Annotated in this window: 24 protein-coding genes, 1 tRNA gene, 1 pseudogene and 1 riboswitch; of the genes and pseudogenes, 6 read left to right on the forward strand and 20 right to left on the reverse strand. The window is 62.8% G+C overall.

Annotated features, from left to right (window positions below; translation table 11 throughout):
- Positions 1-123 precede the first annotated feature (123 nt).
- From cobO to X760_RS62150, 4 genes are read right to left on the reverse strand one after another with little or no spacing between them, the layout of a single operon-like run.
- On the reverse strand, positions 124-741 hold the full coding sequence (gene cobO, locus X760_RS62135) for a cob(I)yrinic acid a,c-diamide adenosyltransferase (protein WP_023720715.1): 618 nt from the start codon (positions 739-741) through the stop codon (positions 124-126).
- A 1-nt stretch (position 742) separates the two neighbouring features.
- Positions 743-1,264, reverse strand: a complete 522-nt coding sequence (cobU, locus tag X760_RS62140; RefSeq protein ID WP_023720716.1) for a bifunctional adenosylcobinamide kinase/adenosylcobinamide-phosphate guanylyltransferase — start codon at positions 1,262-1,264, stop codon at positions 743-745.
- Positions 1,257-2,039 (reverse strand): CbtA family protein, encoded by a 783-nt coding sequence (locus tag X760_RS62145; protein WP_023720717.1) that lies wholly within the window; start codon positions 2,037-2,039, stop codon positions 1,257-1,259. Before X760_RS62145 ends, cobU begins: the two co-directional genes overlap by 8 nt.
- A gap of 15 nt (positions 2,040-2,054) precedes the next feature.
- On the reverse strand, positions 2,055-2,234 hold the full coding sequence (locus X760_RS62150) for a CbtB domain-containing protein (protein ID WP_023720718.1): 180 nt from the start codon (positions 2,232-2,234) through the stop codon (positions 2,055-2,057).
- A gap of 35 nt (positions 2,235-2,269) precedes the next feature.
- Positions 2,270-2,466: riboswitch (cobalamin riboswitch) on the reverse strand.
- Positions 2,467-2,606: 140 nt separating this feature from the next.
- Here X760_RS62150 and X760_RS62155 point away from each other — a divergent pair.
- Positions 2,607-3,800: an aromatic ring-hydroxylating dioxygenase subunit alpha gene (locus X760_RS62155; protein WP_023720720.1), complete on the forward strand. Its 1,194-nt coding sequence runs from the start codon at positions 2,607-2,609 to the stop codon at positions 3,798-3,800.
- On the opposite strand, the gene X760_RS62160 is transcribed toward X760_RS62155, so the two are convergent.
- On the reverse strand, positions 3,779-4,978 hold the full coding sequence (locus tag X760_RS62160; RefSeq protein ID WP_023720721.1) for an MFS transporter: 1,200 nt from the start codon (positions 4,976-4,978) through the stop codon (positions 3,779-3,781). The two genes, X760_RS62155 and X760_RS62160, sit on opposite strands and share 22 nt — an antisense overlap.
- A gap of 247 nt (positions 4,979-5,225) precedes the next feature.
- On the opposite strand from X760_RS62160, the gene X760_RS62165 reads away from it, so the two are divergent.
- A complete protein-coding gene (locus X760_RS62165; RefSeq protein ID WP_023720722.1) occupies positions 5,226-6,224 on the forward strand; it encodes a DUF1624 domain-containing protein in 999 nt (332 codons plus the stop codon).
- A 16-nt stretch (positions 6,225-6,240) separates the two neighbouring features.
- On the forward strand, positions 6,241-6,747 hold the full coding sequence (locus X760_RS62170; RefSeq protein WP_023720723.1) for an isoprenylcysteine carboxylmethyltransferase family protein: 507 nt from the start codon (positions 6,241-6,243) through the stop codon (positions 6,745-6,747).
- A 19-nt stretch (positions 6,748-6,766) separates the two neighbouring features.
- Here X760_RS62170 and X760_RS62175 read toward each other — a convergent pair whose 3' ends face one another.
- Positions 6,767-7,153 (reverse strand): MerR family DNA-binding transcriptional regulator, encoded by a 387-nt coding sequence (locus tag X760_RS62175; RefSeq protein ID WP_023676566.1) that lies wholly within the window; start codon positions 7,151-7,153, stop codon positions 6,767-6,769.
- A gap of 139 nt (positions 7,154-7,292) precedes the next feature.
- On the reverse strand, positions 7,293-8,711 hold the full coding sequence (mgtE, locus tag X760_RS62180; RefSeq protein WP_023720724.1) for a magnesium transporter: 1,419 nt from the start codon (positions 8,709-8,711) through the stop codon (positions 7,293-7,295).
- A 277-nt stretch (positions 8,712-8,988) separates the two neighbouring features.
- On the opposite strand from mgtE, the gene X760_RS76560 reads away from it, so the two are divergent.
- Entirely contained in the window at positions 8,989-9,210 is a 222-nt protein-coding gene (locus tag X760_RS76560; protein ID WP_156948157.1) for a hypothetical protein, read from the forward strand.
- Positions 9,211-9,407: 197 nt separating this feature from the next.
- On the opposite strand, the gene X760_RS62185 is transcribed toward X760_RS76560, so the two are convergent.
- On the reverse strand, positions 9,408-9,890 hold the full coding sequence (locus tag X760_RS62185) for an SRPBCC family protein (protein WP_031194498.1): 483 nt from the start codon (positions 9,888-9,890) through the stop codon (positions 9,408-9,410).
- A complete protein-coding gene (locus X760_RS62190) occupies positions 9,887-10,204 on the reverse strand; it encodes a metalloregulator ArsR/SmtB family transcription factor (protein ID WP_023720727.1) in 318 nt (105 codons plus the stop codon). The genes X760_RS62185 and X760_RS62190 overlap by 4 nt, the downstream gene beginning before the upstream one ends.
- 429 nt (positions 10,205-10,633) lie before the next feature.
- On the opposite strand from X760_RS62190, the gene X760_RS62195 reads away from it, so the two are divergent.
- Positions 10,634-11,455: a phosphatase PAP2 family protein gene (locus X760_RS62195; RefSeq protein ID WP_023720728.1), complete on the forward strand. Its 822-nt coding sequence runs from the start codon at positions 10,634-10,636 to the stop codon at positions 11,453-11,455.
- Between the two features lie 143 nt (positions 11,456-11,598).
- On the opposite strand, the gene X760_RS62200 is transcribed toward X760_RS62195, so the two are convergent.
- Positions 11,599-11,683 (reverse strand) — tRNA-Leu (locus tag X760_RS62200).
- Positions 11,684-11,860: 177 nt separating this feature from the next.
- On the opposite strand from X760_RS62200, the pseudogene lipB reads away from it, so the two are divergent.
- Positions 11,861-12,680, forward strand: a pseudogene (gene lipB / locus X760_RS62205) (lipoyl(octanoyl) transferase LipB).
- A 404-nt stretch (positions 12,681-13,084) separates the two neighbouring features.
- Here the strand turns inward: lipB and X760_RS62210 are convergent.
- The 10 genes from X760_RS62210 to nuoL all read right to left on the reverse strand — a co-directional run bounded on the left by X760_RS62210 (position 13,085) and on the right by nuoL (position 25,242).
- Positions 13,085-13,768 carry an ABC transporter ATP-binding protein gene (locus X760_RS62210; protein WP_023720730.1) on the reverse strand — a complete coding sequence of 228 codons (684 nt, stop codon included), beginning with the start codon at positions 13,766-13,768 and terminating at the stop codon, positions 13,085-13,087.
- Entirely contained in the window at positions 13,765-15,051 is a 1,287-nt protein-coding gene (locus X760_RS62215) for a lipoprotein-releasing ABC transporter permease subunit (protein ID WP_023720731.1), read from the reverse strand. Before X760_RS62215 ends, X760_RS62210 begins: the two co-directional genes overlap by 4 nt.
- On the reverse strand, positions 15,048-16,376 hold the full coding sequence (gene proS / locus X760_RS62220; RefSeq protein WP_023720732.1) for a proline--tRNA ligase: 1,329 nt from the start codon (positions 16,374-16,376) through the stop codon (positions 15,048-15,050). Before proS ends, X760_RS62215 begins: the two co-directional genes overlap by 4 nt.
- A 561-nt stretch (positions 16,377-16,937) precedes the next feature.
- Complete coding sequence (locus X760_RS62225) at positions 16,938-17,222, reverse strand: DUF1467 family protein (protein WP_023720733.1); 285 nt, start codon at positions 17,220-17,222, stop codon at positions 16,938-16,940.
- A complete protein-coding gene (mce, locus tag X760_RS62230) occupies positions 17,219-17,623 on the reverse strand; it encodes a methylmalonyl-CoA epimerase (protein WP_023720734.1) in 405 nt (134 codons plus the stop codon). Before mce ends, X760_RS62225 begins: the two co-directional genes overlap by 4 nt.
- Before the next feature lie 105 nt (positions 17,624-17,728).
- The gene (locus X760_RS62235) at positions 17,729-19,399 is read right to left on the reverse strand and encodes a ribonuclease J (RefSeq protein ID WP_023720735.1); all 1,671 of its coding nucleotides are present in this window, start codon (positions 19,397-19,399) and stop codon (positions 17,729-17,731) included.
- An 84-nt stretch (positions 19,400-19,483) separates the two neighbouring features.
- Positions 19,484-20,305 carry a biotin--[acetyl-CoA-carboxylase] ligase gene (locus X760_RS62240; protein WP_023720736.1) on the reverse strand — a complete coding sequence of 274 codons (822 nt, stop codon included), beginning with the start codon at positions 20,303-20,305 and terminating at the stop codon, positions 19,484-19,486.
- A 4-nt stretch (positions 20,306-20,309) separates the two neighbouring features.
- Positions 20,310-21,746 carry an NADH-quinone oxidoreductase subunit NuoN gene (nuoN, locus tag X760_RS62245; RefSeq protein ID WP_023720737.1) on the reverse strand — a complete coding sequence of 479 codons (1,437 nt, stop codon included), beginning with the start codon at positions 21,744-21,746 and terminating at the stop codon, positions 20,310-20,312.
- 17 nt (positions 21,747-21,763) lie between these two features.
- Positions 21,764-23,269 carry an NADH-quinone oxidoreductase subunit M gene (locus tag X760_RS62250; RefSeq protein ID WP_023720738.1) on the reverse strand — a complete coding sequence of 502 codons (1,506 nt, stop codon included), beginning with the start codon at positions 23,267-23,269 and terminating at the stop codon, positions 21,764-21,766.
- On the reverse strand, positions 23,269-25,242 hold the full coding sequence (gene nuoL, locus X760_RS62255) for an NADH-quinone oxidoreductase subunit L (protein WP_023720739.1): 1,974 nt from the start codon (positions 25,240-25,242) through the stop codon (positions 23,269-23,271). Before nuoL ends, X760_RS62250 begins: the two co-directional genes overlap by 1 nt.
- Positions 25,243-25,246: the final 4 nt, after the last annotated feature.

Genomic DNA, 25,246 nt, shown 5'->3' on the forward strand with positions numbered 1-25,246 from the left:
CCGCCGCAACCCCGCCGCCGCAAGCTTTTGCTCATGACTGCGCAACAGGTCCACAAGGGGGGAGATCGGCAGCTTCGCCGGCGCCGCCTGCTCCGAAACGCCTTTCCCCGATCGCCAAACCCCTCAGAACTCTATCCCCTGCTGCGCCTTCACGCCGGCGGAGAAGTGGTGCTTGGTCACGCCCATCTCGGTGACCAGATCGGCCGCCTCGACTAGCGCCGGCTTGGCGTTGCGGCCGGTGACGACGACATGCAGGCCTTCGCGACGCGCCTTCAGCGCCGCGACCACCTTTTCGAGATCGAGGTAGTCGTAGCGCAGCGCGATGTTGAGTTCGTCGAGCACCACCAGGCTGATCGACGGCTCGGCCATCAGCTCGAGTGCCTTGGCCCAGGCGGCCTCGGCCGCCGCGATGTCGCGTTTCAGGTCCTGCGTCTCCCAGGTAAAGCCCTCGCCCATGGCGTGCCAGACGACGCGGTCGCCGAAGCAGGCAAAAGCATCCTTCTCGCCGGTGTGCCATTTGCCTTTGATGAACTGGACGACGCCGACGCGCTTGCCGTAGCCGAGCATTCTGAGCGCCAGCCCGAAGGCGGCCGTGGTCTTGCCCTTGCCCGGACCGGTGTTGACGATCAACAGCCCTTTCTCGACCGTCTTGGCTGCAACCTCGGCGTCCTGCACCGCCTTGCGCTTGGCCATCTTGGCGCGGTGGCGCTCCTCGTCCTTGGGGTCGATAGTATCAGCCATGTCATTTCACCCTGAGCGGCAGCCCCGCCACCATCAAAAGCACGGTGTCAGCGACGGCGGCAACGTCCTGGTTCAACCGGCCGGCCGCGTCGCGAAACCGTCTTGCCAGCGCATTCTCCGGCACGATGCCCTGGCCGACCTCGTTGGACACCACGAACCAGCGTCCACGCGGCCGCGACAGCACATCTGCCAGCCTTCGGCATTCGGCCTCGACATCATGTTCGGCCAGCATATGGTTGGTCAGCCACAGCGTCAGGCAATCGATCAGCACCGGCTGGCCGTCAGGCAGTGCCTCGATCGCGCCGGCAAGGTCGAGCGGCGCCTCGATGGTCGTCCAGCCGGCGCTGCGGCGCGAGCGGTGCAGCGCGATCCGTTCGCGCATCTCCTCGTCATAGGCTTGCGCCGTCGCGATATAGCTCCATGGCGCCGGACAGGCACTCACCAGCCTCTCGGCATGCACGCTCTTGCCGGAGCGCGCACCGCCGATGATCAGGGTCAGCGCCCCGGCAGCGCGGTCAGGCAAAGCTGTCGCGCAGGCTGGTCGCCGTGCCGGTGAAGCGGCCGCGCACCACGCCGACGACCGCGCCGAGCACCAGCCAGAACACCAGATTGGTCAGCGTCACCGCCACCACGAACTGATGATGCAGGCCTTCCGGGATTGTCGTCTCGAAGCTGTCGGGCTGCGGCGCGCCGACAATATGCGGCGCCACCATCAACGCCACCGCAAGGACCGCCAGCGGCAGCGATCTGCGGAAGGCGAGCAGGCCGAGACCGGCGGCGGTCGCCACCACCGTTGCCCACCACCAGATCTGGCGTTGGACAAGGTCGGCCGCCGGCATTGCCGGCAATTCCGGCGGCAGGCCGAGGCCCGGCGCCAGCGTGAACACGGCAAAGCCGGCAAGCCCCCAGAACAGGCCCTGGCGCCAATTGCCGATGCCGCCGGCGAACTCCGAAACCGCAACCAGGACCAACGCGAAGCCGATGCCGGTGACGATATTGGCAACGACGCTGAAGGCAAAACGTTCGAAACCGTCGGCCGGCGCCCAGCCTTCGTCCTCCGCCGGAGCCATTGCTTCAGCCGGTGCCGGCGCGGCGCTGCTTATAGCCATCGTGCCCCCGGCGTTTTCGACCGGTGCCGCAGGTGCCGCGGCATGGTCATGGCCGCCGCCGGCCTGTTCGTAGACTTCCGCCTTCAGGATCAGCGGCACCGTGGCATAGGCCTGCATGCAGGCGAGAACGACGCCGGCCACGAGCCCTGCGATCGCCGCGATGAACACGACGTTGCGAAACAGTGTCATGATGTCAGCCCCTTGTCAGTGGCAGGGAAAGCCCATCGAGTGGCGATAGTCGTGGGCGGCATTGTGGACCGCATCGATGTGCGAGAAGCCGACAAAGCCCATGACGAAAATGCCGAGGAATGCAGCAAGCGCCAGCTGCATGAAACGCGACTGCGAGGAGACGGAAGCGCCGAGCGAGACGGAAGCGGTATTCATGTCTTGTCCTTTCGCCCTCCACCCGAGGGCATAGAAGTCAGTTTCCTGTCGCCGGCAGGTCTCCTGGCTCGCGGATCAGCGCCCTTCCCCACCTTCCCGAAGAAAATCTTCAGTGGCATATGGAGAGGACTACCGCACACAGTTGCGGGGGCAGCCACGGCATTGGGCAAGAATTTCGCCCGCACCGCATTCCCTCTTGGTTCCAAACGGAACCGACGACATCAGCGACTATAGGCAGAATCGCCGCGCCCGGCAAACCAAATTCCGCCGGATCGTGTGGCGAATGCGCCGCCTCGCCAAGCTCGCCGGCCGGCGCCGCAATTGACAATTCTCACAGCCGGGTGTCGGCTGGCGGATGGGGAGGAAGCCGGCATGCAACCCAGCCCGAATGAGCGCGGTCCCTATAACGGCCTGACGCGGGCCGAGCCGACGCTGCCGTCATCGGCCTATTGGGACATCGCAGGCTATCAGCGCGATCTCGAGGCCATCTGGTATCGCAATTGGCTGCTGGTCTGCCGCGAGGCCGACCTTGCCCATCCGCTGGCTTTCAGGACGTTTCGCATAGGCACGCAGGAGGTCGTCGTGCTGCGCGACGAGACCGGCGAATTGCGCGCCTTTCACAACACCTGCCGGCATCGCGGCTCGCAGCTTTGCCAGCAGAGCGAAGGACGGCTGAAGGCGCGGCTCATCACCTGCCCCTACCACGCCTGGTCCTATTCGCTGCGCGGCGATCTGGTGCGCGTGCCGTCGAAATCGCTGCCGGACGGTTTCGACAAGGCCGATCATCCGCTCTACCGCGTCGCGCTTTCGGTGTGGCGCGGTTTCGTTTTCGTCAACCTCGCGCAAGACGCTGCCGGTTCGGCTGAAACATCCTTCGATCCGGCATCCGGCAACCTCGCCAACTGGCCGCTGGAAACGCTGCTGAGCGGCCATGTGCTGCGCAAGGTTATGAACTGCAACTGGAAGATATTTTGGGAGAACTTCAACGAGTGCCTGCACTGCCCTGGCGTCCACAAGGACCTGTCGCGGCTGGTGCCGATCTATGGCCGCGGCCTGATGGGCCGGCACGACGACCCCGAATGGGCGCGCCACGCCGACAATGACGCGCCGGAATTTGCCGGCGGCTTGCGGGCCGGGGCCGAAACCTGGTCGCGCGACGGGCGCGTCCACGGCTCGGTCTTTTCGAGCCTGACGCCGGCCGAGCGTGCTGCCGGGCAGACCTATGCCACCAACTTGCCGTCGATGTTCGTCGTCGGCCATGTCGACTATGTCAGGACCGTGCGGCTGGTGCCGCTTGGGCCGGAGCAGACCGAACTCACCGCCGAATGGCTTTTTTCGCCCGAAGCGCTCGTCGATCCGGCTGCGGATATCGACAACATCGTCGCCTTCGGTACCCAGGTGCTGGAGGAAGACGCTGATATCTGCGAGGTCAACCAGAAGGGCCTGCGCTCGATGCGCCATAAGGCCGGCGTGCTGATGCCCGAGGAATATGATTTGCACCGCTTCCACAACTGGGTGCGCGAGCGGCATGCGGCGCTTGAACATCAAAGCGATTTGGGCAGATAGCGCCAAGTGACGAAGCCGCAGACCGCCGCCAGCAGGCCGAGCGTCGCGAAAACCGCGCCCAGGCCGAAGAACGCCAGCACCACTGAATAGACCAGCGGCGGCGTCAGCTCGGAAAAGTCGAGATAGGTGCGGTAGACCGCCGCCATCTGCGCCCGCTCATACGAGCGCACCGAGCGCATGAACGCGGTCGAGCCCAGCGCATCGAGCGCGATGGTGAAGAAGGCACCGCAAAGCAGCAACGCGCCGGTGACGAGCGGCGCGGCCTCGCCGACGGCGCCGGCCGCCAGCAGCGTCGCCGACATGGCGAAATAGGCAAACGTCATGGTGCGCCGGCCGCCGAAACGCTTTCCCGCCCTGCCCCAGAAGATGGCCATGAACAAAAGCGCATTGCCGGCCGAAACCAAGAGGCCACCGGCGAGCTCGCCCTCGCCGGTGATCACCATGAACAGCGGCCCATAGACAAAGAACGTCGTCCAGAAGCAGGAACGGCCGAAGGCGATCAGCCAGGCCAGCCTCAGCCTTGGCTGCGCGACGAAGCGGCCGATATTGGCCAGCGGATTGACCGGCCGCGTCTTGCCCGGGCGGATCGACGGGTTGTCGCCAAGCCGGTAGGTCCAGAACAGCGCCAGCAGGGCCATGGCGAAGACGGCCACCGCGCTATGCGCGGCATAGATGCCGAAACGCGTGTAGAGGAAAATGCCGAGCGTCGGCCCGGCGGTCCAGGCAAGCATCGACCACGCCATGCGCAGCGACTCGGCCTGCATGAAATCGGTCTTGCGGATGTGGTCCATGATGTAGAGGTTGAGCGTGATCGCCAGCGCGCTGGCGCCGATGACGCGGCAGAGCATGCCGACCGTTTGGCCAGCAAGCGTATGAGTGACGAAGAACAGCGAGCCGACGGCCAGCAGGCAGGCACCGGCGGTATAGACCCAGCGCCGGGCAAAGCGCCGGATCAACATCGGCATGAACAGCGTCGCCGAGAGGCCGAGCATTGCCACGACCGTGTAGAGGATCGAGACGATCTGCTCGTTGTGCAGGATCTCATAGGCCTGGATCGGGATGACGCTGGAGACGGTGGCGCGCGCGAACGATTCGACCGCATAAAGCGAGGCGAAGGTGCGTGCATCCGCCGGCCGCAAGGCCGCAAGCCAGATAGGATGGCGCACATGGGTAGCCATTGCTTTCCCCGAAGCAGAATCGCCCAAAGCAGGGTTTGGAGCACAAATCTGCCGCGGCGATTCCTGGCCGGGTAACAGGAAACCGACGCCTTCACGGCAAAAAGCGAAGCCGGCCAAAGGCTTTCCGGCTCTGGCCTAAAGCGAGTTCTAATGCTGACCCGCGCCAACGCGACGCGAGGACTGCTTCTTTTGACGGTGGCAACCGTGATAGTCGTCTTGCCGGGGCTGAACCAAGACAGCGAGACCGATGAGCATCGCCACGCCGACCACCGCCGTTCAGGATCTACCGAAGGCGAAGCGCATCGCCGCCATCGACATCGCACGCGGCATCGCTTTGCTTGCCATGGCGAGCTATCATTTCACCTGGGATCTCGAATTTTTCGGCTACACCGATCCCGGCCTCACCGCCTTCGGCTGGTGGAAAATCTACGCGCGCTGCATCGCCTCGAGCTTCCTGTTCCTGGTCGGCGTCAGCCTCTATCTCGCCCATGGCAAGAAAATCCGCTGGACAGGCTTCTGGAAGCGCTTCGCCATGGTTGCCGGGGCGGCTCTCGCAATATCGCTGGTCACCCGAATCGCCACGCCCGACGGCTTCATTTTTTTCGGCATATTGCACGAGATCACGCTCGCCAGCCTGCTCGGCCTGGCGTTCCTGCGGCTGCCGGCGCTGCTGACGCTGCTTGTCGCGGCGTTTGTCATCGCGGCGCCCTTCTACCTCAGATCCGAGGCCTTCGATCATCCGGCTTTGTGGTGGGTCGGTCTATCGGCGACCAATCCGCACTCCAACGACTATGTTCCGCTGCTGCCCTGGTTCGGCGCCGTGCTTGCCGGCATCGCGGTTACCAAACTCGCCGCCACCTCCGGCGTGCTGACCCGGCTGTCGGCCATGACGCCAGGCCGCTGGGCAAACCCGCTGGTCTTCATCGGCCGGCACAGCCTTGCCTTTTATCTGATCCATCAGCCGCTGCTGATCGGCTCGGTCTGGCTGTTTTCGCAATTCATGCCGGCGCGGGTCGAAAGCAGGGAGGTGAACTTTCTGAAATCCTGCCAAATATCCTGCGAGCAGGCGCGCGACACCGAGTTCTGCTCCAGCTATTGTGCCTGCATGCTGGACACTCTCCAGGGCGAAGCCTCGCTTGACCGGCTCTACAGCAACGACCAGTCCCCGGAGTGGAAGGCGCATATTGGCGAGCTCGCCGGCACCTGTACCGCCCAAACCGAGGCGGCGGAACCGAGAACGCGCTAATCGAGGGAGGACAGCAATGAGCGACAGTCACCCGAAACCCGTGCAGCAAAATCCTGGGCAGCCGAAGCTGGGGCACATCCCATGGCCGCCGCTGATCTATATCGCCGCCATCATCGTCAGCGTCGCGCTAGGGTTTCTCTATCCACTGCCGTGGATCGGCGATCTTCTCGGCGACATCCTGTTCGCCGCCGGGCTTGTGGGGCTGTTGGCGGTCGCCGCGCTCTGGTTCACGGCAATCCGCACCATGATCCGCGCCAAGACGACGCTCAACCCGAACGGCGTGCCGGACCATCTGGTGACCACCGGACCCTTCGCCGTCAGCCGCAATCCGATCTACCTCGCCAACACATTGCTGCTGGTCAGCCTCGCCTTTGTCTCGGGGATCGCCTGGTTCCTGCCGCTGGCGGTCATCGCGGCGTTCCTGACGCAGAAGCTGACGATCGAGAGCGAGGAGAAGGTGCTGACGGCCAAATTCGGCAAGAAGTACCGGGACTACGCCAAAAGGGTGCGGCGCTGGATTTGAGCCGAGGCTGACACCGCGCTTACGTGGTGACGCCGAGTTCAACCAGCCGCTCGACGCAGGATTCCTCGGCCTGGTCGAGCTCGGCCAGGGTCTCCTCGAGGTCGCGGCGTTTCTGGCGAAGATCCTCGCGCTTTTCCTCGATGCGCTTGATCATCAGCTTGAGTTGCCCAACCTCGCCGGGCGGCTCCCTGTACATCTGGATGATTTCGCGGATCTCGTTGATCGAGAAGCCGAGCCTCTTGCCGCGCATGATCTGCCGGATGAGATGCCGGTCCGACGGACGGAACAGCCGGGTGCGGCCGCGCCTTACCGGCTGCACCAGCCCTTCGTCCTCGTAGAAGCGTAACGTCCGCGTCGACACGTCGAATTCGCGGGTCAGCTCCGTGATCGAATAATATTCCCGCATCGTCACTCCAATGCCCCGGCCACGCCGCGAGTTCCAACTGGCCGGCGCCGCCGGCGCCCAGGCGCGTACCAGAATCGGCGGACAAGGCACCTTTCAAAGCCTCGCATGGCATTTACGTAAAAGTCAATTGAGGTGCCGTTCAGCCTACGCCGAACCACCATGTGGCAAGCCCGAGAAAGGCAAAGAAACCGACGACATCGGTGACCGTAGTGACGAAAACCGCCGAAGCCACAGCCGGGTCGATCTTGAAGCGGTCGAGCAGCAGCGGGATCAGGATGCCCGCCAGAGCCGCGACGAACATGTTGATGATCATCGCCGCCGCGATGATGCCGCCGAGATTGCGATCGTGGAACCAGGCAGCCGCGACGATGCCGATCAGAATGGCGAAGATGATGCCGTTGATGAAGCCCACCCCGATTTCGCGGCGGATGATGCGGCCGGCATTGTAGATGTCGAGGTCCCTCGTCGCCAGCGCCCGCACCGTGACGGTCATGGTCTGCGAGCCGGCATTGCCGCCCATGCCGGCGACGATAGGCATCAGCACCGCCAACGCCACGATATGCTCGATGGTGCGGTCGAACAGGCCGATCACCGAAGCCGCGAGGAAGGCCGTCAAAAGGTTGACCAGCAGCCACGGCACACGCGAGCGCGAAGTCGAAAGGATGCTGTCCGAGAGTTCTTCGTCGCCGACGCCGCCCATGCGCAGCAGATCTTCCTCGGCCTCCTGCTGGATGACGTCGACGACGTCGTCGATGGTCAGCACGCCGACCAGCCGCTCGTTCTCGTCGACGACGGCAGCGGACAGAAGATCGTATTGTTCGAATTCGCGTGCCGCCTCCTCCTGGTCCATGGTGGCCGGGATGGCATGCCTGGTCTCATGCATGACCTCTTCGACCTTGACCGAGCGCTTGGTGCGCAGGATCTGGTCGAGGTCGATGGCGCCGAGCAGCTTGAAGCTCGGATCGATGACGAAGATCTGGCTGAAACGGTCGGGAAGGTTGTTGTCCTCGCGCATGTAGTCGATGGTCTGGCCGATCGTCCAGAATGGCGGCACCGCGACGAACTCCGTCTGCATGCGGCGGCCGGCGGTCTCTTCGGGATAGTCGAGCGAGCGCCGCAGCCTGATCCGCTCGGTGAACGGCAGTTGCGACAGGATCTCGTCCTGGTCCTCCTGGTCGAGGTCCTCGAGGATGTAGACGGCATCGTCGGAATCGAGCTCCTGCACGGCCTGGGCGATCTGCGCATTGGGCAGATTGTCGACGATGTCGCGCCTGATCGCCTCGTCGACCTCGGTCAGCGCGGAAAAATCGAAATCCTTGCCCAGCAATTCGACCAGGGCGCGGCGCTGTTCCGGGTGCAGCGCCTCGAGCAGGTGGCCGAGTTCCGACTGGTGCAGATCGTCGACTTCGCGCTTCAGCGTCAGCGTATCGCGATCGGCGATCGCGGCACCGATCTGGGTGAGAAACGACGACAGGATGACGCCGTCCTCGTCATAGATGTCGGCGCGGCGCTCCTCAGCGGCCCTGGCGCCGGTCATGTGTTCGTCCTGGCCTTCCACCAGCGCCTCCCGCCATCGGATTTCCGGATAAGATGCCTGTCAGGTCTAGACCATGATCCTGAAAAGTGGAAACCGGTTTTCCGAAAAGATCATGGTCAAACACAAGGATGGAGCGGCGGCGCGATTTGGCTTGAGCATCGGCCTCTCTGTGCGCAACCGACGGATATCAGGCGACCTTGCGAGCTGCCGGTTGCCCAAGATTGATAATTCAAGATTGATAATTAGAGGATTCTAATTTAGCATCTCTATAATTACCGGTAATAAAGGGAGGGTGTTTATGGGGAAGTATCTGTTTACCAGTCTTGCGTTGGTTTGTTCGGGAATACTTTTGAACCCGATTACCGCCGATGCAAAGGCCTTCAAATCTTTTCAGGGCAAGGAATGCAAGCCTGACTACAAACGGCTTTGCCCAATGACACCGATCGGCAAATGCGACCTTCAGAGCATGATCGAGCAGTTGTCACCCGCCTGCAAGGCTTTCGTCGAGAAGCACCGGTAATCCAGCTCTGCCATCGCCGCCGACCAACCGCCGGGCAGTCCGCGACAACGCCAGGTGTGGTGTGCCCCGGTCGGGGAATCGGTCGCCCAACAACAACAGTCCCGGTGGTCGGGCAGAACGGCATATGCTGCACCGGGAATGAGGCGAGGCCGACGGTGCGACGGCCTCGCTGGATATCGGGCTTAGAGGCCTGCCGATCAGGCAGCGTAGCGTTTGGCCTCAGCCGCGTAGGCGCCAAGGACACCGCTCCAGCCACGCTCCGATTCGAAGGCCTGGCGCGCTGCTTCTGCGGTCTCGCCCATGTTCTCCAGAAGCCGGTGCTCGAGTTCCACCCGCGTCGAATTCTCGCCGAGCGCGACAAAGCGGATGTCGACCTCGGTCAGCAATGCCGGATCGTAGCGCCAGTCGGCCCCGATACGCCAGGCGAGCGTCAGCCTCGACGGCGGATCCCAGGCGAGAACCTCGCCCCAATCGCATTCTGACCCATCCTCGCCGATCTCGTACCAGCGGCCGCCGGCTTTCGGTTCGATCACCGCGGTCGTCAGGGCGGATTTGCCGATCGAGTGCGAAGCCGGCCACCACCGTCCGAACCCTGTCGTGAACACATCGAATGCCTTGTCGAGCGGCACCTCCACGGTCACCGACTTCCTGACCGGTGCGGGCTTGATCATAGTCGTCATTTCCTCTTCTCCTTGCTGTTGTCGACTTCCCGTTTGAAGGCGTCGAGCGCATCGCCCCACATGCGATCGAGCCAGGCGCGCATCTCGCCGAGCCCATGCGGGTCGAGATGATAGATATTGCTGGCGCCCTTGGGCTCGGCACGGACCAGTCGGGCTTCCTTCAGCACTTTGAGGTGCTGCGATACCGCCGGCTGCGAGACCGGAAGCACCCGCGTCAGATCGATGACCGAGCGCGGCCGATCGGCGATGAGCTCGAACACCTTGCGGCGTGTCGGATCGGCCAAGGCCACCATTCCTGCGTAATCATAAACCATGACTTATGATAAGCTAAAACTTATGATAGGTCAACCGAGGGAGTGGCGGGCCCGTGTTTAAGCACCGGCCGGTTCGACCCCGAGGCTCCGGGCAATTCCTTCGCGCGGGGCATGGACAGCAATGCGGATGCAAGATTGCTCAGGGAATCTATCCACCGCATGCGAGCCGGCAGGTGTCGACCACCGGGGAAAAGTAAACCTGACGGCAAGGTTTTCACCTTATCGGTGTATATGTCTCTCCGGCGAAACATTAAGAACGGGTAAATTGGCTTGGCCCTAACTACGGAAGCCTCTCGCCACAGGCCCTCAGCCATATGGCAATTGCGCCTCTCCTTGTTTATGGCAATGTACGTGTTAGGTGCATCTGCACTATATCCAGAAGTATTCCGTACATCAGCCCTAATCTATTCTCACAAGTTTCTTATTGGCATGCCGGTCTTGTTTATCGGTGGCGTCTGTTGTGCCGCGCTCATCCATGGCCGACGGCAACCGGTTCGCTACGCCCTGGATTTGGTTCAAGGGCGCTGGCGCGGCTGTCTGTTGGTGCTGCTGTTCTTCTTTGCCAGCTTGACCGCGTTCTCCACCTACAAGATCGCCATCCCGTCCGTCGTCCCATACTATGCCGACCACTGGTTAGCCGACGCTGATGAATGGTTGCACGGGATGCCGCCGTGGGAGATCGCCCATAAGCTCGACAGCAACGGGTGGTCGCTCGTCGTCTTCAACAGCTATGAAGTCATTTGGTTCTACCAGTGGTTCGGCACCATCCTTTTCGTGGCGCTCTGGTCGGACGAGATTGCGCGCATCCGCTATCTCAGCGCGGCAGCGCTGACGTTGTGCATCCTCGGAACTGTCTTGGCTTTGGCGCTGGCATCGGTCGGGCCGGTTTACTACCACCAGTTTGTTGGCGTGGATCGCTTCCACGGACTGAATGCCGCCTTGGACAGACTGGACCATAATTACATGGTGCGGGAACCCGCAGCATATCTCCTGATGGCTTACCGGAGTGGCCGGCCAAGCCTTGGCGGCGGCATCTCGGCCATGCCAAGCATGCATGTCGCCTTTGCCGCACTGAACGCCTATTTGCTGTCCTCGATCAATCTCTGGCTGGGCGCTCTGGGTTGGGCGTTTGCAGCCCTGATCCTGTACGGATCGGTGTACACTGGATGGCACTATGCCCTGGACGGCTACGTATCGATCGCTGCTGTATCTGTGATCTGGTGGGCAACCGGACGCCTGGTGCGCGAATAATTATCCACGCAAACCGCATATATGGCTACGCGCCGATGGCGTTTTCGCATCGGCCAAACTCGCGATCGCAGGCAAAAAAGCCTCGCGCCTGACAAAGACGCTCTTTGCCGTGCTCGAACTCAACGGGGCGCTTTCGAATTTAATGGTGCGGTCGAGAAGACTCGAACTTCCACGGGTTGCCCCACAGCGACCTCAACGCTGCGCGTCTACCAATTCCGCCACGACCGCACGTGGTAGGAGCCAGAACGAACCGGCCCGCGGCGTGTAGCAAATCGTTTCCGGTGAAACAAGTGCGCGGCCAGCAATAATCGGCCGGATATCGGCTTAACTCTGCAAAGCGCCGAACGTGCCCGGAACTGGACGTTTGTACCGATTGCCGCCATATGAGGGGCGAGACGAGATATCATGACAGAACGCAGCCAGATCGCCACGTCGTTCCTGCCCTCGCCCGGCTCGGCGCCGGTCGAATGGCGCATTGAGCCCGGGCTCACCGCCTATCCCGATGCGCTCGCCGTGATGGAGGCGCGCGCCGAAGCAATCCGCAGCGGCGCGGCTGGCGAGATGGTCTGGCTGGTNCGATGCGCTCGCCGTGATGGAGGCGCGCGCCGAAGCAATCCGCAGCGGCGCGGCTGGCGAGATGGTCTGGCTGGTCGAGCATCCGCCGCTCTATACCGCCGGCACCAGCGCCCGTTTCGAGGACCTGATCGAGCCGGACCGCTTCCCGGTCTTTGCCGCCGGGCGCGGCGGCGAATACACCTATCATGGGCCGGGCCAGCGCGTCGCCTATGTCATGCTCGACCTCAAGCGGCGGCGCGAGGATGTCCGCGCCTTCGTCGCGGCACTCGAACAATGGATCATCGGCACGCTGGCCGCCTTCAACGTACGCGGCGAACGCCGCGAGGACCGCGTCGGCGTCTGGGTGGTGCGGCCGGATCGCCCCGCTTTGCCCGACGGCTCGGTCGCCGAGGACAAGATCGCTGCCATCGGCATCAGGCTGAGGCGCTGGGTGAGCTTTCACGGCATTGCCATCAATGTCGAGCCGGATCTCGGCCATTTCAGCGGCATCGTGCCGTGCGGCGTCCAGGATCACGGCGTCACCAGCCTCATCGATCTCGGCCTTCCCGTAACAATGGCCGATCTCGACCTGGCGCTGAAATCAGCCTTCGAAGATGTCTTCGGCCCGGCAGCGCCTTTGCAGGTCGAGGCGGCCCGCAAAGTCGGCTGACAGAACCTCACTGAAGACCGTAGTCCTACGCTGCGCCCCTCGCCTCCGCGAAGAACGGGTCGTCAGCGTTCGAGCCATGTCTTTCAGCGCATCCTCACATCGCGCCGATCCAGATTGCCATGGAAATGAGGAACGTGCTCATGCACACCAGCGAAACGACATCCTGAACAAGATCGGTCATAACTCTCTCCTGTTGTTAGTATGTTCGTATTTTGTTCTAATTTTGTTCGAATGTCAACGATCGCAATCCCGGCATGGCCGGAATTGCGTGCGGTCAATTTCGGCAGGGTTAAGAAAGGGTTGAGAGGCAGATTGCCGACGGTTTCGGGCCGAGAGCGCGCACGAAAAATAGCGGACGGCGCACGCCAGTTCGCAGGCCGGCATCACCTCGGTCTTAGCACACCCTAAAGCGGGACGACCTTGCCGTCGGCAAGCGTCACGCGGCGATCCATGCGCGAGGCAAGCTCGTGATTATGGGTGGCGATCAGCGCCGCCAGGCCGGATTGCCGGACCAGCGCTGCCAGCGCCTCGAACACATAGGAAGCAGTCACCGGGTCGAGGTTGCCGGTCGGCTCGTCGGCCAAAAGCACCAGCGGTGCGTTGGCGACGGCGCGCGCAATGGCGACGCGCTGCTGCTCGCCGCCGGAGAGCTCGGAAGGGCGATGCTGCGCCCGCTTGCCGATCTGCATGTAGTCGAGCAATTGCGCCGCCCGCTCGGCCGCCTCCTTGCGCGCCAGCCCTTTTATCAGCTGCGGCATCATGATGTTTTCCAGCGCCGAGAATTCAGGCAGCAAATGATGGAACTGGTAGACGAAGCCGACATCGTTGCGGCGGATCGCCGTGCGCTCGTCGTCGGAAAGCCGGCCGCAGGCGCGCCCCGCCAGGATCACGTCGCCGGCGTCCGGCCGCTCCAGCAGCCCGGCGGTGTGGAGCAGCGTCGACTTGCCGGTGCCCGACGGCGCCACCAGCGCCACCATCTCGCCACGCTTAAGCGAAAAATCGGCGCCGTTCAGGATGGTCAGCTTGCGCGGCCCCTGCACATAGTGCCGTTCGACGCTCTTCAGCTCGATAATGGCCTCGGCCATCATTCGTACCTCAGCGCTTCGACCGGATCGAGCCTGGCGGCGCGCCACGCCGGAAACAGTGTCGCCAGGAACGACAGCGCCAAAGCCATGAGAACGACCGAGATCGTCTCGCTGGCATCCATGCGGGCCGGCAATTGGCTGAGGAAATAAAGCTCGGGATTGAACAGCCGCTCGTCGGCCAGCCAGGAGAAGAACTGGCGGATGCGCTCGACGTTGAGGCAGATCACGACACCGAGCAGCACGCCGGCGATGGTGCCCACAACGCCGATCGCGGCACCCGTCATCAGGAAGATGCGCAGGATCGCACCCCGCGTGGCGCCCATGGTGCGCAGGATGGCGATGTCGTGGCCCTTGTCCTTGACCAGCATGATCAGGCCCGAAATGATGTTGAGCGCCGCCACCAGCACGATCAGCGTCAGGATCATGAACATGACGTTGCGCTCGACCTGCAGCGCATCGAAGAACGTCTTGTTGCGTTGCCGCCAATCGACAAGGCTGATCGGCCGCTGCGCCGCCTCTTCGACCTTCGGCTTCAGCGCGTCGATATTGTCGGGGTCGTCGGCATAGATCTCGATCGTCTGCGCCCTTCCGTCCATGTTGAAATAAAGCTGCGCTTCCGAGAACGGCATGTAGACGATGGAGCTGTCATATTCCGACATGCCGACCTCGAAGATCGCGGTTATCGGATAGCCTTTCATGCGCGGCGTCGTGCCGAGCGGCGTGACGTCGCCCTCGGGCGAGATCAGCGTGATCGTATCGCCGAGCACAAGGCCGAGATTCTCGGCCATGCGGCTGCCGATGGCGACGCCCTCGCCGGTGTCGAAGCCGACGATCGAGCCCTCCTTGATGTTGTTGGCGACGATGGTGATCTTGCCGAGATCCTCGCCGCGTATGCCGCGCACCAGCGCGCCGGTGCCGCCGCCGACATTGCCTTGCGCCAGCACCTGTCCGTCGATCAGCGGAATGGCGTATTTGACACCGGGCAGGCCGTTGATGCGGCCGGCGACCTGGGCATAGTCCTCCAGCGGCATATCGGACGGCTGCACGATCAGATGGCCGTTGACGCCGAGAATGCGCGTCAGCAGCTCGGCGCGAAAGCCGTTCATGACCGCCATGACGACGATCAGCGTGGCAACGCCCAGCATGATGCCGAGGAAGGAGATCGAGGCGATGACCGAGATCACCGTCTCCTTGCGGCGCGAGCGCAGATAGCGCCACGCAACCATACGCTCAAAGCCGGAAAAGGGTCCTGCGCCCGAAGGTTTGGCTGCTGCCGCTTCGTTCATGCGGCGGCACCGAAACGCTTTTTCACGTCGCCGATCGGCAGCGTCTCGCGCTCGCCGGTCCTGCGGTTCTTGATCTCGACCTCGCCGGCTGCGACGCCGCGCGGCCCCACGATCACCTGCCACGGAAGTCCGATCAGGTCGGCGGTAGCGAACTTGCCTCCCGGCCGCTGGTCGGTGTCATCGTAGAGCACCTCCTTGCCGGCGGCGGCAAAGGCGGCATGCATCTCACCGCAGACGCGGTCGCATTCGGCATCGCCAGCCTTCATGTTGATCAGGCCGATGTCGAACGGCGCCACCGCTTCCGGCCAGATGATGCCGTTATTGTCATGGCTGGCCTCGATAATCGCCGCGACCAGCCGCGACGGACCGATGCCGTAGGAACCGCCAGAGACGAAATGATCCTTGCCGTCCGGCCCGGTCACCTTGGCGCCCATCGGCTTGGAATATTTGTCGCCGAAATGGAAGATATGGCCAACCTCGATGCCGCGCGCCGAGACCTTGTCGGCTTCGGAGAGCTTTTCCCATGCCGCCTCGTCATGCATTTCGTCGGTGGCGGCATAGGGCGTCGTCCATGTCTTGACGATCTCGGCAATCTCGGCGTCATTCGAAAAGTCGGTATTCGCCCCTGGTACATCAAGCGAGAGATAGTCGCGATGGCAAAACACCTGGCTCTCGCCGGTGTCGGCCAGGATGATGAACTCATGGCTGAGGTCGCCGCCGATCGGCCCGGTGTCGGCGCGCATCGGGATCGCCTGCAGCCCCATGCGCGTGAACGTCCTGAGATAGGACACGAACATACGGTTATAAGCGGCCTTGGCGCCTTCATAATCGAGGTCGAAGGAATAGGCGTCCTTCATTAGGAATTCGCGCGAACGCATGACGCCAAAGCGCGGGCGCACCTCGTCGCGAAACTTCCACTGGATATGATAGAGGTTGAGCGGCAGGTCCTTGTAGGACTTGACGTAGGAGCGGAAGATCTCGGTGACCATCTCCTCGTTGGTCGGGCCGTAGAGCATGTCGCGATCTTGCCGGTCCTTGATGCGCAGCATCTCCTTGCCGTAGTCTTCGTAGCGGCCGCTTTCGCGCCACAGCTCGGCCGATTGGATGGTCGGCATCAGGATTTCGAGCGCGCCGGCGCGATTCTGCTCCTCGCGAATGATCCGGCAGACCTTGTCCAGTACCCGCTTGCCGAGCGGCAGCCAGGAGAAGCTGCCTTGCCCCTGCTGGCGGATCATGCCGGCGCGCAGCATCAGCCGATGCGAGACGATCTCGGCCTCGCGCGGATTTTCTTTGAGGATGGGCAGGAAATAGCGCGACAAACGCATGAACTGGTCCGTGAGAGAGGATGGCGGCGCCGGAATCGGCGCAGCGCAGGCTTGCTTGCCCCGGCTTCATAGCCATTTCATGGCGGAATGGAAACCCGGCCCAGGCGCTGCACAGACGCCGCAATTGCCGCACACGGCTTGCTGGGCGTTTCGCAAGCAACGCCTGCCGTACTATTGTGCACTGCAGCACGAGATTGCCTGTTTCCGGGCAAAATTCTTCGTGACATTTTCACCCGCCTTAGGCTAGTGTGCCCCGATAACCGAGAGGGCGGAGAAAAATCTGCCCTCCTACGCGGTCAAAGTCTTGGGAGGATGCGATCTAGGCGCGGTAACTCGCTGCCGCCGGACACCGGAAACAGATCGGACGCGTTTAAATTGCAAGGCCTCGCGCCTTGCATTTTTTTTGTGCAATCATTTGGTTAGCAAGACAGATTGCCAAACTACATGACGTTGCGTCAGCCCAAATCCGGCCCACGGCCTTTACTTGGGTTGACCTTGCTGGCTGAGCTTGATTTCAGGGCGTCGGCATAGGTCTTGGATAGCAGGACATTGGGTAGCCGGCTAATGCGCTGGGCTCTGGTTGAAATCCGGCACGATGTGCGGGATGTCGTCGATGCCGAGACCAAGCCCTCTCGTGATGCCGTAGAAGATGCCCATCAGGACCAGTGTGGCGATCGTCGTGCGCAGTGCGGCGCGCACCATATGCGGTCCGCGCGGCGCGCTCGGAACCGTACCCAGCGTCACATCCTGGTCCTCGTCCTGCGTCCGCATGCTGAACGGCAGGACGGCGAACAACACCACCCACCATGTGGCGAAGAACAGGGCGATGAAAGAGACCCAGCTCATGCTTGCTCCAGTTCGACCAGCGTGCCGAAAAAGTCCTTGGGGTGCAGAAACAATACAGGTTTGCCATGCGCGCCGGTCTTCGGATTGCCATCGCCCAGCACGCGCGCGCCGCTGGCCTTGAGACGGTCGCGCGCCGCAACAATGTCGTCAACCTCGTAGCAGACATGGTGCATGCCGCCGGACGGATTCTTCTCGAGGAATGCCGCGATCGGCGAGCCTTCGCCGAGCGGCTCCAGCAACTCGATCCTGGTATTGCCGACGTCGACGAACACCACCGTCACGCCATGCTCCGGCAGCGCCTGCGGCGCGGTCACGCGGGCGCCAAGCGTACCCCGATAGGCCGCCGCCGCCGCAGCCAGATCCGGCACGGCAAGCGCGACATGGTTGAGGCGTCCGAGCATTGACTGCGTCCTTAGGGCAGTAAGGCAATAGGGCAGTATGGGAGTAGGGAAAACTACTTTCTCCCCTACTGCCGTACTGCCGTACTGCCCTACTCCCCTATTCCCTTACCGCGTGACGAACACCGTCACCAGCGGCTTCTTGCCCCAGGCTTCGTTGGCCGCGCCGCGCACCGCGCGCCGCACCGCCTCCTGGACCAGGTCGAGGTCTTTTCGGCGCTGGCGGGGGATGGAGTCCACGGCGCCGATTGCCGCATCGATCATCAGGTCTTCCAGGCTCTCGCCGCTGCCATCGGCCTCGGCGACGCCGATGGCGACGAGATCGGGATCGCCGGCGAGTTCGTATTTGTCGTCGAGCACGACATTGACGGCGACGTGGCCGGCGAAGGACAGCTTGCGCCGGTCGCGAATGCCCATCGCCTGGTCGGTGCCGACCAGCCTTCCGTCCTTGTAGATGCGGCCGAACGGCACCTGGTCGATGATCGCAGCCGCACCCGGATAGAGCCTGAGCATGTCGCCATCGCGCACCTGCGCCACCTGGCCGATGCCGGACGTCGACATCAGCGAGCCCTGCGCCACCAGATGCGCCGCCTCGCCATGCACGGGAACGCCGATCTGCGGCCGCACCCATTCATACATCTTGCGCAATTCGCTGCGGCGCGGATGACCGGAGACATGCACCAGCGCATCGCCGTCCTCAATGATCTTGATGCCGAGATCGATCAGGCGGTTCTTGATCTCGAGGATCGCCTTCTCATTGCCGGGAATGGTGCGCGAGGAAAACACCACCGTGTCGCCGGCAGTCAGCGCCACCGACTTCATCTCGTCGCGCGACAGCTTGGCGAGTGCGGCAAGCGGCTCGCCCTGGCTGCCGGTACAGATGATGACGAGGTTTTCGCGCGGGATGAAGCCGTAATCTTCCTCGGCGATGAATTCCGGCAAGCCGTCCATATAGCCGAGTTCATCAGCCACATCGATGACGCGCTTCATCGAGCGGCCAAGCACCAGGCACTGGCGGCCGGCATCCCGCGCTGCCTTGGCGATGGAGACGATGCGCCCGACATTGGAGGAGAAGCTGGTGACGGCGACACGGCCCTTGGCGTTCTGGATGACGCTCTTGATGCCCTCGCCCACCGCCACTTCGGACGGCGATTCCCCTTCCCGCAACGCATTGGTGGAATCGCAGATCAGCGCCAGCACGCCCTTGTCGCCATAGGCGCGGAAGCGTGACTCGTCGGTCATCGGCCCCACCGTCGGCGCCGGATCGATCTTCCAGTCGCCGGTATGGATGACGACGCCGGCCGGAGTGGTGATCGCCAGCGACATCGGCTCGGGAATGGAGTGCGCGACGGGGATGGCCTCGATCTCGAACGGACCGACGGTGAATTTCTCGCCGGCCCGGTAGATCGTCACCGGAATTTTCGGCGCCCCTTGCTCGCCCTGCCGCTTGGCTTCCAGCAGGCCGGCGCTGAACGGCGTCATCCACACCGGCGCCTTGAGCTTCGGCCAGATGTCGTGCAGCGCACCGTAGTGGTCCTCATGCGCATGGGTGATGACGATCCCGCGCAGATTGGCGACATTCTCCTCGATGAAGCGCGTGTCGGGCAGCACCAGGTCGACGCCGGGCAGGGTTGCATCGGGAAAGGTGACGCCGACATCGACGACGATCCATTCGCGCGCATTGGCCGGGCCATAGCCGTAGAGGGCGAAGTTCATGCCGATCTCACCGACACCGCCGAGCGGCACGAAGACAAGTTCGGCGTTTTCCGCTTTCGCCATGATCTTTCCTTCCTTGCCCGTCAAACTCTTGGGCCGGTCAAATTCAAGCTGGTCAAATACAGGCCAGTCAAACGTATTGGCCAGTCAACCGCCGGCCGAGGCAACCGCGCCGAAATGCACGTCGCCGGCGGCGATCGTCAGAACCGAACCTTCATCGTCGCGGATCACGAAACGGCAGTCCTCGTCAATGGTCTCGAAGGTGCCGCGCACCACATTACCGTCAATTCTGACAGCAACCTGCCCGCCAAGCCCCGCCGCACGCGCCAGCCACCGCTGCCTGACGGCGGCAAGCCCACGCCCTTCGTTCCACAGCCGAGCATTCTCGCTCCATGCATCCGACAGCGCCAGAAACAGCGTCTCGGCATCGCAAGCAGACCCCAGCGCGTTGAGCGACGTCGCTGGATAGGGCAAATCCCTGGGATAAGCCACCACATTGACGCCGATGCCGACAGCCACTGCGGAACGGCCCCCCTCCAGCATCGCCGATTCCAGTAGGATGCCGGCGAGCTTGGCGCCCGAGGCAAGCACATCGTTCGGCCATTTCAGCTCGAAACGGTTCTTGCCTTGGCTCGCACCATCGAGGCCGATCGCGATCCTGCCCTTCGGCACGACAGCGTCGAGCGCGTCGGCCAGCGCCAGTCCGGCAACGAAGCCGAGCGTCGCGGCAAGCCGAAGCTCGGTGTTGGTGATCACCAGCAGCGTCGCTGCCAGATTGCCTTCGGGCGTCGCCCAGGCGCGGCCACGGCGGCCACGCCCGGCTTCCTGCTTTTTTGAGACGACCCAGAGCTTGCCCGGATCGCCGGCCCGCGCGTGCTCCAGCGCCAGCGCATTGGTGGAGCCGACCGTGTCGTGCGCCTCGAGCCGGAACCCTTCCGAAGCCGCGGTTGGAGCCAGCCTGAATGTCATTCCGTCAGAAGAAGGTCTTGGCTGCGGCAGCGGCATAGGTTCCGATCGGGCCGCCGATCAGCACATAGAACAGCACGAAGGCGCCGCAGACGCCGAGCACGACGCGCAGTTCGGTCGCCATCGGAACGAAGCCGCCGACCGGTTCGTCGAACCACATGATCTTGATGATGCGCAGATAATAATAGGCGCCCACCACCGAGGCCAGCACGCCGATGATCGCCAGCGCGTAGAGATTGGCATTGATGGCGGCAAGGAACACGTACCATTTTCCCCAGAAGCCGGCGAGCGGCGGGATACCGGCCAGCGAGAACATCAGGATGGTGAGGATCGTCGCCATGATCGGGTTGGTCGCCGACAGGCCGGCGAGATCGCTGATCTGCTCGACATTGCCCTCCTTGCGCCGCATGGCGAGGATGAAGGCGAAGGTGCCGAGCGTCATCACCAGGTAGATCAGCATGTAGATGGCGACGCCGCGCACGCCGTCCTGGCTGTTGGCGGCAAGGCCGACCAGCGCATAGCCCATATGGCCGATGGAGGAATAGGCCATCAGCCGCTTGATGTTGGTCTGGCCGATCGCCGCAAAGGCGCCGAGCGCCATCGACGCGATCGAGATGAAGACGATGATCTGCTGCCAGTCGGCGGCGATCGGCTTGAAGGCGCCCATGGTGACGCGCACCATCAGCGCCATCGCCGCCATTTTGGGTGCCGCCGCCAGAAAAGCCGTCACCGGCGTCGGCGCACCTTCATAGACGTCGGGCGTCCACATATGGAACGGCACCGCCGAGATCTTGAAGGCAAGGCCGGCCAGCACGAAAACCAGGCCGAAGACGAGGCCGAGCTGGCGCTCGCCGCCGCTCAGCGCCGCGGCGATCTCCTGGAAGCCGGTATTGCCGGTGTAGCCGTAGACCAGCGAGATGCCGTAAAGCAGCATGCCCGAAGACAGCGCGCCAAGGACGAAATACTTCAGGCCGGCCTCGGTCGAACGCAGACTGTCGCGGTTGATCGCCGCCAGCACGTAGATCGCCAGCGACTGCAGCTCGAGGCCGAGATAGAGCCCGATCATGCCGTTGGCCGAGATCATCAGCATCATGCCGAGCGTGCAGAGCAGGATCAGCACCGGATATTCGAACTTGTCGAAATGCTCCGCCTGGGCAAAGCGGACCGACATGACCAGCGTCACCGCCGAGCCGATTAGCGCCAACACCTTCATGAAGCGGGCGAACGGATCCTGGATGAAGGCTTCGCCATAGGCGTTGCCCTGCCCCGGGGAAAAGATCAGCCAGGCGCCAGCGATCACCAGCACGGCGACGGCAAGGCCGCTCACTGTGACGGTGGTGTTGGCGCGCGAATAGGCGCCGAGCATCAACAGCGCCAAGGCGCCGATGGCGAGGATCAGCTCTGGCGTCGAGAGCGACAGGCTGGAGAGAAGGTCCGGCGTCATGGTTCGCAAAACCCCAGTCAGTTCGCCGCCGCGGTCTGCGCGGCGCCGATGGATGCAGTGACATTGGTGACGAGCGCCTTGACCGATTCGGCCGTCGCGTCGAAGATCGGCGCCGGATAGACGCCGAAGAAGATGACCAGCGCGACCAGCGGATAGATGATCACCTTCTCGCGTGTCGACAGGTCCAGCAGGCCTTTCAGGCTTTCCTTGGTCAATGCGCCGAAGATCACCTTGCGGTAGAGCCAGAGCGCATAGGCCGCCGACAGGATGACGCCGGTGGCGGCGAAGAACGCCACCCAGGTGTTGACCCGGAACACGCCGAGCATGGTCAGGAACTCGCCGACGAAGCCGCTGGTGCCGGGCAGGCCGACATTGGCCATGGTGAAGATCATGAACACGGTTGCATATTTCGGCATGTTGTTGACCAACCCGCCATAGGCGTCGATGTCACGCGTGTGCATGCGGTCGTAGACGACGCCGACGCAGAGGAACAGCGCGCCTGAGACCAGGCCGTGCGAAAGCATCTGGAAGATCGAACCCTGGACGCCTTCCTGGTTCATCGCGAAGATGCCCATGGTAACGAAGCCCATGTGGGCGACCGACGAATAGGCGATCAGCTTCTTCATGTCCTCCTGCATCAGCGCCACCAGCGAGGTGTAGATGATGGCGACGACGGAGAGCGTGAAGATCAGCGGCGCGAACATTTCGGATGCGATCGGAAACATCGGCAGCGAAAAACGCAGGAAGCCATATCCGCCCATCTTGAGCAGGATGGCGGCCAGGATCACCGAGCCGGCCGTCGGCGCTTCGACATGGGCGTCCGGCAGCCAGGTATGCACCGGCCACATCGGCATCTTCACCGCAAAGGAAGCGAAGAAGGCAAGCCATAGCCAGGTCTGCATATTGGCCGGGAAGTTGTGGGTCAGAAGCGTCGGGATGTCGGTGGTGCCGGACTGGAAGAACATCGCCATGATAGCGAGCAGCATCAGCACCGAGCCGGCCAGCGTATAGAGGAAGAACTTGAACGAGGCATAGACGCGCCGCTTGCCGCCCCACACGCCGATGATAATGAACATCGGGATCAGGCCGGCTTCGAAGAAGACATAGAACAGGACGATGTCGAGCGCGCAGAACACGCCGATCATCAGCGTCTCGAGCAACAGGAAGGCGATCATGTAAGCCTTGACGCGCTTCTCGATCGATTCCCACGAAGCGAGGATGCAGAGCGGCATCAGGAAGGTGGTCAGGATGACGAACAGCATGGAGATGCCATCTACGCCCATATGGTAGGAGATGCCGGAATCCAGCCAGGCAAACTTCTCGACGAACTGGAAGCCGGGCTGCGAATTGTCGAAGCCGGTCCAGATGAACAGCGAAACCACGAAGGTGAAGGCGGTCGTGAACAGCGCAATGGCGCGGATGTTGCGGCGCGCATTGTCGCTGTCGTCACGCACGAAAAGGATGAGCAACACACCAACCAGCGGCAGGAAGGTGACCAGCGATAGGATCGGCCAGGCGGTCATCAGAGCATCATCCAGGTGACGAGTGCGGCAACGCCGATCAGCATGGCGAAGGCATAGTGATAGAGATAGCCGGTCTGCAGCTTGACGACGCGGTTGGTGACGTCGACGACGCGCGCCGAGATGCCGTCCGGCCCGAGCCCGTCGATGATAGTGCCGTCGCCGGTCTTCCACAGGAAGCTGCCGAGGCGCTTTGCCGGCCGCACGAACAGGAAGTCGTAGAGCTCGTCGAAATACCATTTGTTGAGCAGGAAGGCATAGAGCAGGCGATGGTTGGCCGCGACGCTCCGAGGCATTTCCGGCGCGCGAATGTAGAATTGCCAGGCTATCGCAAAGCCGATCAGCATGGCGATGAACGGCGCGAGCTCGACCCAAAGCGGCAGTTCGTGGATCTCGTGCAGGATGTGGTTGTCAGGCAGCGTGAACAGCGACACCTTCCAGAATTCGGCATAGCCCTCGCCGATGAAGGCGCCGTGGAAGATCACGCCGGCGAACAGGGCGCCTGCCGCCAGGATGAACAGCGGCACCAGCATGACCGGCGGCGATTCATGGACATGGTGCATCACCTCATGGCTGGCCCGCGGCTCGCCATGGAAGGTCATGAAGATCAGCCGCCAGGAATAGAAGGAGGTGAAGCAGGCGGCAACGACCAGCAATATGAAGGCAAACCCGGCGACCGCATTGTGGCTGGCAAAAGCGGCTTCGATGATGGCGTCCTTGGAGAAGAAACCGGCCGTGCCGATGATCGTCACCGGGATGCCGACGCCGGTCAGCGCCAACGTGCCGATCACCATCATCCAGTAGGTCGTCGGGATGAGCGTCCTCAGGCCGCCCATCTTGCGCATGTCCTGCTCGTCGGAGACGGCGTGGATGACCGAACCCGAGCCGAGGAACAGTAGCGCCTTGAAGAAGGCGTGCGTGAACAGATGGAAGATCGCCGCGCCATAGGCGCCGACGCCGAGCGCCACGAACATGTAGCCGAGCTGCGAACAGGTCGAATAGGCGATGACACGCTTGATGTCGTTCTGGACGAGGCCAACTGTCGCCGCGAAGAAGGCGGTGAAGGCGCCGATGAAGGTGACCACGGTCAGCGCCGAATGCGACAGCTCGAACAGCGGCGACAGCCGCGCCAGCATGAACACGCCTGCCGTCACCATGGTGGCGGCATGGATCAGCGCCGAGACCGGCGTCGGGCCTTCCATGGCATCCGGCAGCCAGGTGTGCAGCGGCACCTGCGCCGACTTGCCCATGGCGCCCATGAACAGGAGCAGGCAGACGACTGTCATCGCGGCTTGCTTATCAAGCGCATAGCCGAGGAAGGTCAGTACGGCCGGACCCTGCTGCGCGCCTTCGGCCGGAATGAACGTCGCCGCATTGGCGAAGATGGTGCCGAGATTGACCGAGCCGAAAAGCACGAACACGCCGAATATGCCAAGCGCGAAGCCGAAATCGCCGACGCGGTTGACGACGAAGGCCTTGATCGCAGCCGCATTGGCCGACGGCTTCTTGTACCAGAAGCCGATCAGCAGATAGGAGGCCAGACCGACACCTTCCCAGCCGAAGAACATCTGCACGAGGTTGTCGGCCGTCACCAGCATCAGCATGGCGAAGGTGAACAGCGACAGATAAGCGAAGAAGCGGGGCCGGTCCGGGTCGTGATGCATGTAGCCGATCGAGTAGATATGGACCAGCGCCGACACCGTATTGACGACGACCAGCATCACTACGGTCAGCGTGTCGATCCGCAGCGCCCACGACGCTTCGAGGCCGCCCGACTGGATCCAGCGCATCACCGGCACGGTGAACACCTCGCCGCCGCCGAAGCCGACCGAGAAGAAGGCAACCCACGACAGCACAGCCGCGATCACCAGGAAGCCTGAGGTGATGTATTCGGAAGCCTTGGCGCCGAGCGAGGTGCCGAACAGGCCGACGATCAGGAAGCCGAGCAGCGGAAGGAAGACGATGGCCTGATACATGGTG

It is taken from the genome of Mesorhizobium sp. LSHC420B00, assembly GCF_000503055.1.
GTDB lineage: Bacteria > Pseudomonadota > Alphaproteobacteria > Rhizobiales > Rhizobiaceae > Mesorhizobium.

Bases quoted from the DNA above. Each gene is read 5' to 3' on its own strand.
- X760_RS62225 (WP_023720733.1), bottom strand. From the start codon at position 17,222: ATGAGCTGGGTCTCTTTCATCGCCCTGTTCTTCGCCACATGGTGGGTG.
- X760_RS62215 (WP_023720731.1), bottom strand. From the start codon at position 15,051: ATGAACGAAGCGGCAGCAGCCAAACCTTCGGGCGCAGGACCCTTTTCC.
- X760_RS62195 (WP_023720728.1), top strand. From the start codon at position 10,634: ATGCCGGTCTTGTTTATCGGTGGCGTCTGTTGTGCCGCGCTCATCCAT.
- X760_RS62165 (WP_023720722.1), top strand. From the start codon at position 5,226: ATGAGCATCGCCACGCCGACCACCGCCGTTCAGGATCTACCGAAGGCG.
- X760_RS62175 (WP_023676566.1), bottom strand. From the start codon at position 7,153: ATGCGGGAATATTATTCGATCACGGAGCTGACCCGCGAATTCGACGTG.
- X760_RS62190 (WP_023720727.1), bottom strand. From the start codon at position 10,204: ATGGTTTATGATTACGCAGGAATGGTGGCCTTGGCCGATCCGACACGC.
- nuoL (WP_023720739.1), bottom strand. From the start codon at position 25,242: ATGTATCAGGCCATCGTCTTCCTTCCGCTGCTCGGCTTCCTGATCGTC.
- X760_RS62250 (WP_023720738.1), bottom strand. From the start codon at position 23,269: ATGACCGCCTGGCCGATCCTATCGCTGGTCACCTTCCTGCCGCTGGTT.
- X760_RS62235 (WP_023720735.1), bottom strand. From the start codon at position 19,399: ATGGCGAAAGCGGAAAACGCCGAACTTGTCTTCGTGCCGCTCGGCGGT.
- X760_RS62160 (WP_023720721.1), bottom strand. From the start codon at position 4,978: ATGGCTACCCATGTGCGCCATCCTATCTGGCTTGCGGCCTTGCGGCCG.
- nuoN (WP_023720737.1), bottom strand. From the start codon at position 21,746: ATGACGCCGGACCTTCTCTCCAGCCTGTCGCTCTCGACGCCAGAGCTG.
- proS (WP_023720732.1), bottom strand. From the start codon at position 16,376: ATGCGTTTGTCGCGCTATTTCCTGCCCATCCTCAAAGAAAATCCGCGC.
- X760_RS62170 (WP_023720723.1), top strand. From the start codon at position 6,241: ATGAGCGACAGTCACCCGAAACCCGTGCAGCAAAATCCTGGGCAGCCG.
- cobO (WP_023720715.1), bottom strand. From the start codon at position 741: ATGGCTGATACTATCGACCCCAAGGACGAGGAGCGCCACCGCGCCAAG.
- mce (WP_023720734.1), bottom strand. From the start codon at position 17,623: ATGCTCGGACGCCTCAACCATGTCGCGCTTGCCGTGCCGGATCTGGCT.
- X760_RS62155 (WP_023720720.1), top strand. From the start codon at position 2,607: ATGCAACCCAGCCCGAATGAGCGCGGTCCCTATAACGGCCTGACGCGG.
- X760_RS62150 (WP_023720718.1), bottom strand. From the start codon at position 2,234: ATGAATACCGCTTCCGTCTCGCTCGGCGCTTCCGTCTCCTCGCAGTCG.
- X760_RS62240 (WP_023720736.1), bottom strand. From the start codon at position 20,305: ATGACATTCAGGCTGGCTCCAACCGCGGCTTCGGAAGGGTTCCGGCTC.
- X760_RS62145 (WP_023720717.1), bottom strand. From the start codon at position 2,039: ATGACACTGTTTCGCAACGTCGTGTTCATCGCGGCGATCGCAGGGCTC.
- X760_RS76560 (WP_156948157.1), top strand. From the start codon at position 8,989: ATGGGGAAGTATCTGTTTACCAGTCTTGCGTTGGTTTGTTCGGGAATA.
- X760_RS62210 (WP_023720730.1), bottom strand. From the start codon at position 13,768: ATGATGGCCGAGGCCATTATCGAGCTGAAGAGCGTCGAACGGCACTAT.
- X760_RS62185 (WP_031194498.1), bottom strand. From the start codon at position 9,890: ATGACGACTATGATCAAGCCCGCACCGGTCAGGAAGTCGGTGACCGTG.